This is a genomic window from Pontibacter sp. 13R65 (genome assembly GCF_047525655.1).
Classification (GTDB): Bacteria; Bacteroidota; Bacteroidia; order Cytophagales; family Hymenobacteraceae; genus Pontibacter.
Map to the genome: position 1 here is coordinate 186923 of NZ_JBLIQL010000004.1, position 12615 is coordinate 199537.

Here is a 12615-nt window from a genome sequence, read left to right on the forward strand (position 1 = left end):
CTTATGAAAATACCTAGCCGACTCACTTTTGTAGCTGCTGCCTTACTGGTAATGAGCAGTGGCTGTTCCTCCGATAAAAAACCTGACGAAACAACGCAAGCCCAAATGCCAGCCTCTGAAGGCAGCCGACCTGCCGAGGAGATGAACGAAGACCTGCAGCACATTACCTTGCCCGAAGGCTTCCGGATAGATTATTATGCCCGCAATGTGTCCGATGCCCGCTCTATGGCCATTAGCCCTTCCGGTATTGTGTTTGTAGGCACCCGCAGCAACGACAAAGTATACGCCCTGGTAGATAAAAACAAAGACGGCAAGGCCGATGAAGTGGTAGAGGTAGCCTCGGGCCTGGAAACTCCCAATGGAGTCGCCATAAAGGATGGAGCCTTGTATGTAGCTGAGATCAGCCGCATTTTGCGTTACCCAAACATTGAGCAGACATTCCGCGATAAGCCTAAGTACGAGGTGGTTACCGACCAGTACCCCACCGACCAGCATCATGGCTGGAAATACATCGCCTTTGGCCCGGATGGCAAATTATATGTTCCGGTAGGGGCACCGTGTAACATCTGTAAACCCGAAAAGCCGATTTACGCCTCCATTACCACCATTAATGCCAACGGCTCCGGACTGGAAGTTTATGCGGAAGGTGTGCGAAATTCCGTTGGCTTCGACTGGCACCCTGATACTAAAGAGCTCTGGTTTACCGACAATGGCCGCGACATGATGGGCGACAACCTGCCACCCGATGAACTGAACCGCGCAAGCCAGAAAGGACAGCACTTTGGCTACCCTTACTGCCATGCCGGTACCATCTCCGACCCTGAGTTTGGCAAGGAACGCAACTGCCTTGATTTTGTGAAACCGGCCAAAACGCTTAGTCCGCACGGCGCTTCGCTTGGGATGAAGTTTTACACCGGCAGCATGTTTCCAGAGCAGTACCGCCACCAGATCTTTATTGCCGAGCATGGCTCCTGGAACCGCTCCGAAAAAATTGGCTATCGCCTGATGCTGGCCTCCCTCGATGGCAGTGGCAACGTAACTGACTACAAGCCTTTTGCCGAAGGCTGGCTCCAGAACGGAACCGACGATTGGGGCCGACCTGTAGATGTGCTTGTGATGCCCGATGGTGCCTTATTGGTATCAGACGACAAGAACAGTTGTGTGTACCGCATCAGTTACACAAAATAAATCTGTAGCGAAGGCTGCACATGTGCCAGCTGATCTTTAAGCTCAGAGAAAGCATGAAAGAACAAAAAACTAAGCCAACAGAAGTTCAGGTTGCCGCCTTTCTGGATGCAGTGGAGGATGAACAGCAGCGAAAGGACAGCTATGCATTGCAGGACCTGATGCAGCGCGCGACCGGCTTTGCGCCAACAATGTGGGGTGCAAGCATTATTGGCTTTGGTAGCTACCACTATAAATACAAAAGCGGCCACGAAGGCGATGCACCATTGGTAGGCTTTTCGCCACGGAAGCAAAACATATCGCTGTACCTAGTGCCTGGCCTGGAGGAACAGGATGAATTGCTGCAGGCTCTGGGTAAGCACAAAGCCGGCAAAGGCTGCCTCTACATCAAAAAAATTGAAGACATAAACATCAGCATACTAGAAAAGCTTGTCCGTAACTCTGTAGAAATCCTGAAGGCCAGGTATCCGGAGGGAGAACAAAAAAGCTAAAACCTGGTAGGGCAATAAATGTTGGGAGAGATCAGGCAAGCCGGAGCAGTTCTGCGGCAGCGGCAAACGCTGATTTCTCCCCTTGCTTTACCTGGCTCATAATGGCAGGTAGCAGCTCCTGTACCTGCGGGTGGGCATAAAACTTTTCTTCGAGCGACTGCCTGATGGTTTCGTACAACCACTGCAGATTTTGCTCGCGCCGCTTCTGCTCAAAAAATTGGTTCTGCTGTGTGTGGGCCAGGTACTCCGCCATAGTTTGCCAAATGGCTTCCAGGCCACTTTGCTGCAGCGCAGAGCAAACCGAAACGCGGGGCTGCCAGCCAGAGGCAGGGAGCGGGTACAGGTGCAGGGCATTCTGATACTCTGCTTTGGCCGCTTTTGCTTTTTGCTGGTTTGTGCCATCGGCTTTGGTGATGGCAATGGCATCGGCCATTTCCATGATGCCACGCTTTATGCCCTGCAGTTCATCGCCGGCTCCTGCCAGCATCAGCAGCAGAAAAAAGTCTACCATGCCATGCACAGCTGTTTCTGACTGTCCTACGCCCACTGTTTCCACTATTATGGCATCGTAACCGGCTGCTTCGCAGAGCAAAATGGTTTCGCGGGTACTCTTGGTCACGCCGCCCAACGATTTGCCGGCAGGGGAGGGACGAATAAAAGCATCTGGGTGGTGAGACAGCGATTCCATACGGGTTTTATCGCCGAGTATGCTGCCACCGGTGCGTTGGCTGGTAGGGTCTATGGCCAACACTGCCAGCTTTTTGCCCTGCTGTTGAATCAGGTAAAGGCCAAATGCTTCTATAAACGTGCTTTTACCTACGCCCGGAACCCCGGTAATGCCGATCCGAAACGATTGTCCGGTGTGGGGCAGCACCTGGTTAATGACCTGCTGCGCCAGTTCCTGATCAGATGGCAACCTGCTTTCTACGAGTGTAATAGCCCGGCTGAGCATCACGCGGTCGCCAGCTAGTATTCCTGCTACGTAGGTTTCTGCACTAAATCGTTTCGCCAAGGAGATAGGTGTTAGGTTCCGACAATTTGTCAATGCTATCCTCACAAATTTAAGCTTTCCGACAGCTTTCGCCAGCTTTAACTATATAAATCTGCCGCTGCCGCATGCCTGGTGTAGTTAACGGAACTTATAACGATAATAAATTTTCTTGCTGCCCTTTTTCACTCCCTTTCTTGTCATCTTGAAAAGATCTTGTGGGCGAGAGGCTACAGCAGTTGCTATTAACTTTTTGGTTTGAATTCCTCGCTAGTAAGAGCTTGTAGCTCGTACTTTCAAGCCAACGGTTTCACTTTCTAGCGTGGGCGAGAAGCAAAGGCAGTGGCTATTAGCTTTTTAGTCTAAGTTCACATAGCTTCTTTTCTTGCTGTGATAGCGGAGTGAAGTTATTGTATTGCTGGCTTACTTGTTCTTTTTGTCTTGATACAAAAAGAACCAAAAAAATCAAGACGATTTTGTCTAAAGGGGGCCCCTGCACCCCCACTCGCTGACCACTCAAACAAAAAATCGTCAATGGGTGCACCTGGCTCAGATGTTTCCTCTGTAGCCTCCTGCCGCAATACATTACTTATGAATGCTTCAGCGAAATTCTTCTAATAAAAAAGGCCTTCCAGAGGCCAAAAAGACGTACAGGGCCTTAGGCTTTCCCAGCTAAGCAGGTCTCTTATAAAACCTCCTTCTTAATTTCTAATAATGAATTAGGCTCAGCCAAAAGGCTCTTCTAATGATAACAGCCTTCCGGAGGTAATACAGACCCTAAAAGCCTAGAGCGCAAAAATAGCAGGCAGAAATTATGCTATAACTTATTTGGACTTCCATTCCACAATGAAACAGAGAATAGGCCGTTGCCAAATTATATTTCCGGCTACCATTGCCAGATACAGTTTGCCTCTGTAATTTTGATTGACGGGACTGGACCGGAATAGTCTCAAAGAATATGGAATTTTCTATATTTTAGTTCTTTGAGATAAGCCGGCTTCTTGTTTCGGCTAATCACAGTTCTCTTACACAACCTCCATGAATTTTAAGTTTTTGCTTTGCTTTATTATCAGTGCCTTACTGTGTTTGTACGCTTTTGCGCAGGAGCAGCCAAACCGGGAATTCAGAGGGGTATGGGTGGCTACCGTGGCTAACCTCGACTGGCCAAAGCAAGGCGAGCCTGCCGCAAAGCAGAAAGAGGCGCTGCAAAGAATGTTCGATAAGATAAAAGATGCTAACCTGAATGTGGTGTTATTCCAGGTGAGAACCGAGTGCGATGCCTTTTATAAATCGAGCAAAGAGCCTTGGTCCAGGTACCTGACCGGCGTGCAGGGGGTAGCCCCGGAGTACGACCCACTGGCCTTTGCCATTGAAGAAGCGCATAAGAGAGGGCTGGAGCTTCATGCCTGGTTTAACCCTTACCGCGTTAATTCTAACTCTGGCCCAAATGTGCCTTTTGCGGCCAACCACATTTCCAAAACGAAACCTGATTGGCTCCTGAGCTTTGCTAACGGGAAAAAAATACTTAACCCAGGTTTGCCGGAAGTACGGGAATATGTGGCCTCGGTGGTGCGCGAAGTGGCACAGCACTATGCCATAGACGGGGTGCATTTCGATGATTATTTCTATCCTTACCCCGAAGGTAACTTTAAAGGAATTGCTTCCGAAGATGCAGCTACCTTTGCCAGATACGGCAAAAACTTTAAAGATATTAAAGACTGGCGCCGTGACAACGTAAACGAAACCATGCGGCTGGTGCAACTGGCCTTAAAATCGGTTAGGCCGGAGGCCAGGTTTGGAGTGAGCCCTTTTGGCATCTGGAAAACAGATGTGCCGGCTGGCATAAAGGGCATGGATGCTTACAACGCCATTTATGCCGACCCGCTTACCTGGCTGGAAAAGCACTATGTAGATTATCTTTCGCCACAGCTGTATTGGGTTATTGGCGGCAACCAGGATTACCGCAAGCTGCTCGAGTGGTGGTCCGACAAAACGTTTAGCGCCTCGCGCCACCTGTATGCAGGGCACAGCCTGCTGGCCAAAGGTGCCACAGAACTGGAGCTGCCAAACCAGATCGGCATATCGCGGGCCAACCAGCATCGCAACGCTTTGGGATCAGTTATTTTCCGGGCTTCTAACCTGACTGACAATACCTTGCAGAGCCATAAAGCCTTAAAAGAAGCTACCTTTATGGCGCCTGCTGCCCCTCCTGCCATGCCCTGGAAACCAGGAGCCAGGCCGGCTGCCCCCACAGACTTTGCGATGGTAAAAGACGAAAAAACCGGCGACTATTACCTTAGCTGGAAACGTAGCAGCAGAAACAAGCACACCTTTAAGCGGTATATGCTCTACTGCTCTTTTGAGCCTTTTGTAAATGCTGCTGCCTTACCTGCCGGGGCTTTGCGTGCTATTCCTGTTTCAGAATCTTATACCATACGGGCCTCTCAGGTGCCGGCACAACCCACTTATTGGGCTATAACGGAACTTGGCACCAACAACGTGGAGAGCGATCTGAGTAACTTTGTTGCCCTCAACATGCGACATGTTATTGCGAAGGCTAGTGCAGCTCCAACTGCACCTGAAGCTGAGCCTGAGCCTGTGTTGGAGCAGGTGGAGCCTCTGGATGCCAGAACCATACAGTACATCAAAACAATGGCGGCACAAAAAGCTGCCTTTGGCGTGGGAAGTAACCAGGTTAGCACCGTGTCGACCCCGTATTACCTCGACCTGAAGCTAAAGAAAAAGTCGGAGGTAAAGGTGGTGCTGGCCTCCTTGGATGGCAAGGTGAAAACAGAAGCCCTGCAACGGAAGTTTAAGTCCGGCACCTATACCCTTAGCATCGACAGGTCCAAATTAGAGGCTGGCGAAAACCTGCTCATTTTAACCATAAACAAGGAAAGGCGGGTAAAGCGGATCATGCTGAATTAAAAGCTTTGAAGCTTCTGCGTGAGCGCTTCTATGAGTTCCTCAGACCAGCGCTCCGCAATTTCAGAATACTCGGTTTGCTGCCAGGGCTGGTCGTACTGCTTCTCCAACCAGACTTTGTCTTTGTCAGGTCCGACTTCGTAGTAACTGTGGTGCAGCTTAAAGAGCAGGTCTTTGGCTAAATCGAAAGCTGGTGCGCCTGCCCGCTGAAAACCTTCTAACCGCAGCCGGAGCCCCAGTTGCTGCACATTGCCCTTTTCTATGCTTACTTCTTCTGTTGAGTCTGCCGCTCCCCTGGACCAGGTATCAACTACACGTTCCATGTGAAAATCGTGAAACATGGGAAACACCGCTTCCAGGTTCTGATGTATTTGGGCCGCCAGTGCCGGCAGAATTTTGTCGTAGAGCTGTTGAACTGCTTGTTTGTCTCGTGTCATGCGTTGTGTTTTAAAGGCAAAAGTAGCCAACATTTTTGGTTTGGTCCTGTTAGATTAGTTACGTAAGAAATTGGCACGCGACGGACCAGAAAACCTCTTTTGCATTTTATGGTGCCTGGTCAGGCTGCACCCTCTCCTTGCTATTAACCTTGCTATCTGCATGTAGGTAAAGGACAATATCGCCCTTGCCAAGCCCAAAGCATAAAAGCAATAAATTGCCTCCTGAAGGCCTTTTTCATTAGAATAATTTATGTTGTACAGTAGCTGAATGCTGAAATTAGATACCAGCACGAAGCTATAAAGCATATACCTTTGCCAGGTCCACAAATTAAATATAGAAAAAGTGTTTGCGCGTTAAGCGGGCTCGGGATCGGGTCAAAATCAAAATAATAAAACCCCAAACACGGTCAATAAAATACCTTAACTACAGCTTTAACAGCATTAAAGTATCTAGGCGAACTTAATCTATGATGCATCTTTCGCTTCTTCTCTACAAGAAACCCGGAAGTTTAACAAAAAAGTAAACAGGTGATGCTGTTAGTGCCCAGTCAAACATACTATATTTACGATATTTATATCATAACTGTACCTTTGCCACGTTTTAAAGCCGTAGTGACTAGTGCTGCGAAGCACAACATATAAAATGCCACCTTCTGCGATTTTTGTTTCTCCCGTAAACTTATATTCCCTCCGCCTGTTGAATAATTCTGAATATACTATACGACGCAAAATCAGCGTTGAATTCCAAACTATATAGGTTCGTTTAAATTTAAACGATTGAAACTTGACATTGAAATGACCTTTACTCCTGTGTTTAAGAGTAAGATTTACTCTATTGTGCCATTGCTCTTTTGCCTGCTCCTAGTATTCTACAACGCATCGGCTCAGGCTCCGAAGTACACCATAAGCGGCACTATTAAAGACAAAGCCAGCGGCGAAACCCTGATAGGGGCAACCGTGCGTGTGGCAGAATTGCCCGGAACAGGAGCCGCCACAAACGAATATGGCAACTTCTCGCTCACGCTTCCGGCTGCAGCTTACACACTCCTGATCGATTATGTTGGTTTTCAGCAACAGCAGCAAAAAGTAAACCTCGACAAAAGCCTGAAGCTGAATATCTCGCTCGAGTCGCAGAGCCGGCAGCTGAACGAAGTGGTGGTTACTTCTTCGCGTGCCGACCAAAACGTAAGAAGTCCGCAGGCAGGGGTAGAGAGGCTGGATATGAAAGAAATTAACCTCCTGCCTGTACTCATGGGCGAGCGCGATGTGCTCAAATCGGTGCAGCTCATGCCTGGCATTAAGTCGGTGGGCGAAGGCAACGCTGGTTTTTATGTAAGAGGAGGAGGGGCCGATCAGAACTTGATCCTGCTCGACGATGCACCAGTTTACAACGCCTCGCATTTGCTGGGTTTCTTCTCTACCTTTAACTCCGATGCCATAAAAGATGTGACCGTGTACAAAGGCGGCATGCCTTCGGAGTATGGGGGCAGGCTTTCGTCGGTGCTGGATATTAAGATGAACGATGGTAACAACCAGGATTATCAGGTAAGTGGTGGAATTGGCCTTATTGCAGCCAGGCTGAACGTAGAAGGTCCTATTCAGAAAGATAAATCGTCGTTTCTGATAAGCGGGCGCAGAACCTATGCCGATACGTTTCTGAAGCTGAGCGGCGACGATGATTTCAGGAACAGCTCGCTTTACTTTTACGACCTTAATGCCAAGCTCAGCTACACCTTGTCTGAGAAAGACAGGCTGTTTGTGTCAGGCTACTTTGGCCGCGATAAATTAGGCTTTCGTGATGAGTTTGGCATTGACTGGGGAAATGCCACCGGCACCGTGCGCTGGAGCCACCTGGTCAGCGACCGCCTCTTCTCCAACACCTCCTTCATCTTCAGCGATTATAATTATAAAATTGGCATCAACACGAACAACAACAGCTTTGAAATAACTTCCCGTATCCAGGATCTGAACCTGAAGCAGGAGTTTGAGTTTTTCCCGAATCCACAGAATGCCGTTAAGTTTGGCGCTAACGCTATTTACCACAAAGTTGTACCCGGCGAGATTACCGTAACAGGAGAATCCAATATTAATCCGAGTGCCCTGCAGGAAAGGTATTCTTTGGAGAATGCTGCCTACATCTCAAACACCTGGACGGCCAACGAGCGGTTGAGCCTGATTTATGGCTTGCGCCTCACCTCTTTCAGCATTTTTGGCAAAGGCGATTTTTACACCATCAACGAGAATAAGGAGGTTATTGGCACTACCAGCTATGGCTCAGGCAAAATTGTGAAAACATATTTTAACCTGGAACCGCGCCTGTCAGGGGCTTATCAACTCAACGAAACATCTTCAATGAAGGCATCTTATGCGCGTACCAGCCAATACCTGCACCTGCTTTCTAACTCCACCACTACCAACCCCACCGATAAGTGGGTGCCAAGCTCCAATAACATAAAGCCGGGGTTGGCCGACCAGGTTTCGTTGGGCTACTTCCGGAACTTCTCGGACAACTTATATGAGTTTAGTTTAGAAGGTTACTACAAGCACATGCAGAACCAGATCGACTATAAAGACGGTGCCAACATTACCAACAGCGATATGGTGGAAACAGAGCTGCTCTTTGGCAAAGGCCGTGCATATGGGGTAGAGTTTTTCCTGAAAAAGAAATTTGGGCGGCTTAATGGCTGGATCGGCTACACCCTTTCGCGCTCCGAAAGGCTGATAGATGGCATTAACAACAATAACTGGTATGCCGCCAGGCAAGACAGAACCCACGATGTCTCGATAGTAGGAATCTACCAGCTTTCGGAGAAGTGGACGCTTTCGGGCAATTGGGTATACAACACTGGCAATGCCGTAACCTTCCCAGCCGGCAAGTACCGCGTAGACGACCAGGTGGTGTTTTATTATACTGAGCGTAACGGCTACCGCATGCCTGATTACCACCGCATGGACATAGGAGCTACTAAGACCTTAAAAGATACCGAAAAGTACTCTTCGGAGCTGGTCTTCAGTATTTACAATGTATATGGCCGCGAAAATGCCTTCCTGATTAATTTTAGAGAAAATGAGGTAGACCCATCCAGAACAGAAGCTTACCAGATTGCCCTTTTTAAAATGGTGCCTTCCGTCTCTTACAACTTCAAATTCTAAACCAGTCGTTCAAGATGAAACTATATCAAATGCGCTACCTGCTCCTTTTGCTTGCTGCCGCAGTTTTAACTCAGTTGCTCAGCGCCTGCGAAAGAGTAATAGATGTGGACTTAAATGCTGCCTCCGCCCGCTATGTGATAGAAGGCAACATTACCAACGGAGATAACCCGGGCCAGGTGAAAATAAGCCGCACCAAAAATTTCGATGAGAATAATGTGTTCGAAGGCGTTAGTAATGCCGTAGTCACTGTTTCAGACAATGCCGGCAATACCGAAACGCTCACGCAGCAGAGCCCAGGCGTTTACGCTATTTCCAGCCTTGCAGGAGTACCCGGTAGGTCGTACCACTTGGTGGTAACTATCGGCGACGAAACATTTAGCGCTGTTTCTACCATGCCGGAGCCTGTGCCCTTCGATAGTCTTTATGTAGAGGAGCTAACTACTTTTGGCGAACCGATGTGGATACCATACGCCCAATACAACGACCCTGCTGGTGTACCGAATTTTTACCGCTATGAGCTGTACATTAACAACCAAAAAGTAAAATCTGTCTATATCAGCAGCGATCAGTACACCGATGGCCGGCTGGTAAGACGGTCGCTGCCACGGTTTGGCGATGATGAAGGAGATATTAAGGTGGGCGATCACATTCTGGTAGAAATGCAGTCTATAGATAGTGCGGTATACAACTATTTTTATAGCCTGGAACAAACCATAGGTCAAAATGCGGCCGCACCGGGTAACCCAGTCTCCAACATTACAGGTGGTGCTTTGGGTTATTTTAGTGCGCATACCGTGCAGCGAAAAAGTACGGTAGTAGAATAAATTTTGGGTGCATAAAACAGGCTTCACAAAAAAATAATCGGATATAGTCTTTTGTAGATATAAAAAGTCGTACAAAAAAGTGAGCTAACTTCTATCTTTGAGCTTGCTGCTGAAGAAGCAGCTGCATCTAAGTTTCCTGCATTACTTCCAGAAAAACTTTTATCAAGCAATATGCATAGAATTATACTTTTCTTCTTTTTTCTGCTCCTGAGCCAGGTGCAGGTGCTGGCCCAGGTGGAGCTAAGCAGCTTTTCAGCGACAGGCCGCGGGGGTGTGATGAATACCTTTGTTACAGATTACCAAGCTATTGGTGTAAACCCTTCTAATCTTGCCAGAGGTACCTCTTTGGTGGCCTTTACGGTAATGGAAGGTGGGGCAGGTGTGAGCTCGCAAACGTTTAACAGGAAAACGCTAAGTCAGTTTCTGGATATTTCAAGCCCGCAGAATATTTCTATGGCCGATCGGCAGCAATTTGCCAAAGCTTTTGCAAGTAATAATGTGCTGAATGTGGGCGCAGAGCTGAATACCTTTGCCATATCGGCCAACCTGGGCCAGGTCGGCAGCTTTGCCTTCAGTAACCGGCAGCGTATGCTTGGGCATGTGGCCTTCAACAAGAACTTTGCAGAGTTGGCTTTTCTTGGCGACGATGCCCCCATATACGACGAAGTAAACTCAGGCGACATTGTATATGTGTCGGATGTTTTTGATGGCACTGCCATAAAAGCATCGTGGCTAAATGAGTGGAATCTGGCGTATGGCCGGAAACTACTGGAGTTGCCCCTGCTCGACTTATATGCCGGTGTAGGTTATAAATATTTGCAGGGCATGGCAATTTATGAGTTCAGCGCCCTAAATGGCGACGTAAAAGCCTACAATGCAGCTTCTCCTGTTCTGGACATCGACTACAGTGAGTACATTAACAACCCCAACTTCAACTACAGAAGCGATAAAGGGGCGCTGCATCCTGTGGGGCATGGCCACGGCTTTGATCTGGGCGTTTCGGCAGAAATAAACAAGATGGTAAAAGCATCTCTCTCTGTTACCGACATCGGCAAAATGACCTGGAACAAGAACTTGCTTGTGGGAGAAGACAATGGTTTCAGGTTGCCGCCAAGAGGAGAACGAAACAACGATGATTATTGGGATGAGTTTATAGACATTGCTCAGAATGTAGTCGACAGCGCCTTTACCTTTTCTCCTGTAGGTCAAATACAGACTAGCCTGCCCACCCGCCTGCGTGCTGGCGTTGGCATGCAGTTGGGGAAAAGGGTGGAAGTAGGGCTTGATTTTGTGGCACCCTTAAACAAAGCGCCTGGCAATTTATCGTCGAGCTTCGTAGGATTGGGTGTGGATTATATGCCGGTTCGGTTTATCCGCTTAAGTTCCGGGGTCTCTACAGGTGCCGGCGACAAGTTTAACCTGCCCTTCGGCTTTTCTGTTGTAACCCCCGTGTACGAATTTGGCTTCGCCACCCGCGACATTTTAGCCCCCGCCTCCGACAGTAACCCTGGCGCCTCGTTTGCCATAGGCTTTCTGCGGTTTAAAATAGGCAAGGCCGCAAGGTAGAGTTGCATGTGCTGTTACAGCACATGCCCTCTGGATAGAGACTGCCATAAACTACGGTAATAAAAAAGCGGCTGCCCGATTTGAGCAGCCGCTTTTTTATGCTTATTGGCCTGTCGTAGTGCCGAGACCGGCACTATCGGTACCAGTGCCGGTAGCATTGGTACTGAGCGTGTCGGAAGTGCCGGTGCCGGGCTGGTCGCCTGTAATGTCGGCACCTGTTTCACGAGTGTCACCCTCTAACGATTCAGGTGGCATGCTGGCATTCTCACCAGACTCTCCACCTGTTCCTCCACAGGATGCCAGGCTAAGCGAGGACCCTATAAACAATGTAGCTAGTATCAGTTTGAGTTTATTTTTCATAGATTATCAAGCTAAGGTTAAACTACCGCTGCAGGTTTATCTAAAAATTGCTACAGCATTTAAGGTAGGTTATACGCAAGCCATACGATAGGTTCTATCGCGACATATAGCTGAATTTGCTAAAAGCCTGTAATCGCCTAATAAAAACTGAATTCTTCTAATAAAAATAGCCTTCCGGAGGTTTTTAGCACCTGCAGAGAACTAGGGTTAATTTATGCTAGAGAGTAACAGGTTTAGTTATTTTTGCGGAAAGGTTGCCTCACAAACGACACCTGTCCCATAGCATCTTTTTCGTAACGGGCCAGGCAATACTGCTGGTAGGCGGCGGGTATGTTCGCTTTTCCGGCTGTTACCTGCTCCGGTACGTTAGTGCCTTGCTGGAAAAAGTAAACTTTGGTGTTGCCATACTTGGTGTGCGGCATAAAATCGCCATACTGCTGCATCTCCTGCCAAAGCGTATCGGCCACTGTTACAGCATAAACCCGCACAATGGGGCCAGTGTTGTTTTCGTTGCGGTACATAGCCACTTCCTTAAAATCGCCTTTCAGATCTTGAGGGCCGGGCTGTGAGAAGGAGTCGAAAATGAACCAGAGAACGAGGGCTGCTGCAATGGCAACTAATATGTATTTGAGTTTCATGGGTAGGTAAATGCAGGCTACAAATTATTGCCTCTGGGTTTGAGTTTT

The 12615-nt window shown here is 48.3% G+C and carries 10 protein-coding genes; 6 read left to right on the plus strand and 4 right to left on the minus strand.

Annotated features, from left to right (window positions below; all coding sequences use genetic code 11):
• Nucleotides 1-3 precede the first annotated feature (3 nt).
• A complete protein-coding gene (locus ACMA1I_RS06860) occupies nucleotides 4-1188 on the plus strand; it encodes a sorbosone dehydrogenase family protein (protein WP_337067554.1) in 1185 nt (394 codons plus the stop codon).
• 53 nt (nucleotides 1189-1241) lie between these two features.
• Nucleotides 1242-1676: a DUF1801 domain-containing protein gene (locus ACMA1I_RS06865; protein ID WP_337067555.1), complete on the plus strand. Its 435-nt coding sequence runs from the start codon at nucleotides 1242-1244 to the stop codon at nucleotides 1674-1676.
• A gap of 31 nt (nucleotides 1677-1707) precedes the next feature.
• Here ACMA1I_RS06865 and meaB read toward each other — a convergent pair whose 3' ends face one another.
• Entirely contained in the window at nucleotides 1708-2688 is a 981-nt protein-coding gene (gene meaB, locus ACMA1I_RS06870) for a methylmalonyl Co-A mutase-associated GTPase MeaB (RefSeq protein WP_337067556.1), read from the minus strand.
• Nucleotides 2689-3702: 1014 nt separating this feature from the next.
• Here meaB and ACMA1I_RS06875 point away from each other — a divergent pair.
• Nucleotides 3703-5592 (plus strand): glycoside hydrolase family 10 protein, encoded by a 1890-nt coding sequence (locus ACMA1I_RS06875; RefSeq protein ID WP_337067557.1) that lies wholly within the window; start codon nucleotides 3703-3705, stop codon nucleotides 5590-5592.
• Here ACMA1I_RS06875 and ACMA1I_RS06880 read toward each other — a convergent pair.
• Complete coding sequence (locus tag ACMA1I_RS06880) at nucleotides 5589-6026, minus strand: hypothetical protein (RefSeq protein ID WP_337067558.1); 438 nt, start codon at nucleotides 6024-6026, stop codon at nucleotides 5589-5591. The two genes, ACMA1I_RS06875 and ACMA1I_RS06880, sit on opposite strands and share 4 nt — an antisense overlap.
• Nucleotides 6027-6803: 777 nt before the next feature.
• On the opposite strand from ACMA1I_RS06880, the gene ACMA1I_RS06885 reads away from it, so the two are divergent.
• The 3 genes from ACMA1I_RS06885 (at nucleotide 6804) to ACMA1I_RS06895 (ending at nucleotide 11569) form a co-directional block, all read left to right on the plus strand.
• The gene (locus ACMA1I_RS06885; RefSeq protein WP_337067559.1) at nucleotides 6804-9179 is read left to right on the plus strand and encodes a TonB-dependent receptor; all 2376 of its coding nucleotides are present in this window, start codon (nucleotides 6804-6806) and stop codon (nucleotides 9177-9179) included.
• A gap of 14 nt (nucleotides 9180-9193) precedes the next feature.
• Nucleotides 9194-10003 (plus strand): DUF4249 domain-containing protein, encoded by an 810-nt coding sequence (locus ACMA1I_RS06890; RefSeq protein ID WP_337067560.1) that lies wholly within the window; start codon nucleotides 9194-9196, stop codon nucleotides 10001-10003.
• 171 nt (nucleotides 10004-10174) lie between these two features.
• On the plus strand, nucleotides 10175-11569 hold the full coding sequence (locus ACMA1I_RS06895; RefSeq protein ID WP_337067561.1) for a DUF5723 family protein: 1395 nt from the start codon (nucleotides 10175-10177) through the stop codon (nucleotides 11567-11569).
• 102 nt (nucleotides 11570-11671) lie between these two features.
• Here ACMA1I_RS06895 and ACMA1I_RS06900 read toward each other — a convergent pair whose 3' ends face one another.
• Both ACMA1I_RS06900 and ACMA1I_RS06905 read right to left on the minus strand, forming a co-directional pair.
• On the minus strand, nucleotides 11672-11929 hold the full coding sequence (locus ACMA1I_RS06900) for a hypothetical protein (RefSeq protein ID WP_337067562.1): 258 nt from the start codon (nucleotides 11927-11929) through the stop codon (nucleotides 11672-11674).
• Between the two features lie 233 nt (nucleotides 11930-12162).
• Entirely contained in the window at nucleotides 12163-12567 is a 405-nt protein-coding gene (locus ACMA1I_RS06905) for a hypothetical protein (RefSeq protein WP_337067563.1), read from the minus strand.
• Nucleotides 12568-12615: the final 48 nt, after the last annotated feature.

What these genes read in the sequence shown, in the direction of transcription:
- ACMA1I_RS06860 (WP_337067554.1), top strand. Translation starts at nt 4, where the DNA reads ATGAAAATACCTAGCCGACTCACTTTTGTAGCTGCTGCCTTACTGGTA.
- ACMA1I_RS06865 (WP_337067555.1), top strand. Translation starts at nt 1,242, where the DNA reads ATGAAAGAACAAAAAACTAAGCCAACAGAAGTTCAGGTTGCCGCCTTT.
- ACMA1I_RS06875 (WP_337067557.1), top strand. Translation starts at nt 3,703, where the DNA reads ATGAATTTTAAGTTTTTGCTTTGCTTTATTATCAGTGCCTTACTGTGT.
- ACMA1I_RS06880 (WP_337067558.1), bottom strand. Translation starts at nt 6,026, where the DNA reads ATGACACGAGACAAACAAGCAGTTCAACAGCTCTACGACAAAATTCTG.
- ACMA1I_RS06890 (WP_337067560.1), top strand. Translation starts at nt 9,194, where the DNA reads ATGAAACTATATCAAATGCGCTACCTGCTCCTTTTGCTTGCTGCCGCA.
- ACMA1I_RS06895 (WP_337067561.1), top strand. Translation starts at nt 10,175, where the DNA reads ATGCATAGAATTATACTTTTCTTCTTTTTTCTGCTCCTGAGCCAGGTG.
- ACMA1I_RS06900 (WP_337067562.1), bottom strand. Translation starts at nt 11,929, where the DNA reads ATGAAAAATAAACTCAAACTGATACTAGCTACATTGTTTATAGGGTCC.
- ACMA1I_RS06905 (WP_337067563.1), bottom strand. Translation starts at nt 12,567, where the DNA reads ATGAAACTCAAATACATATTAGTTGCCATTGCAGCAGCCCTCGTTCTC.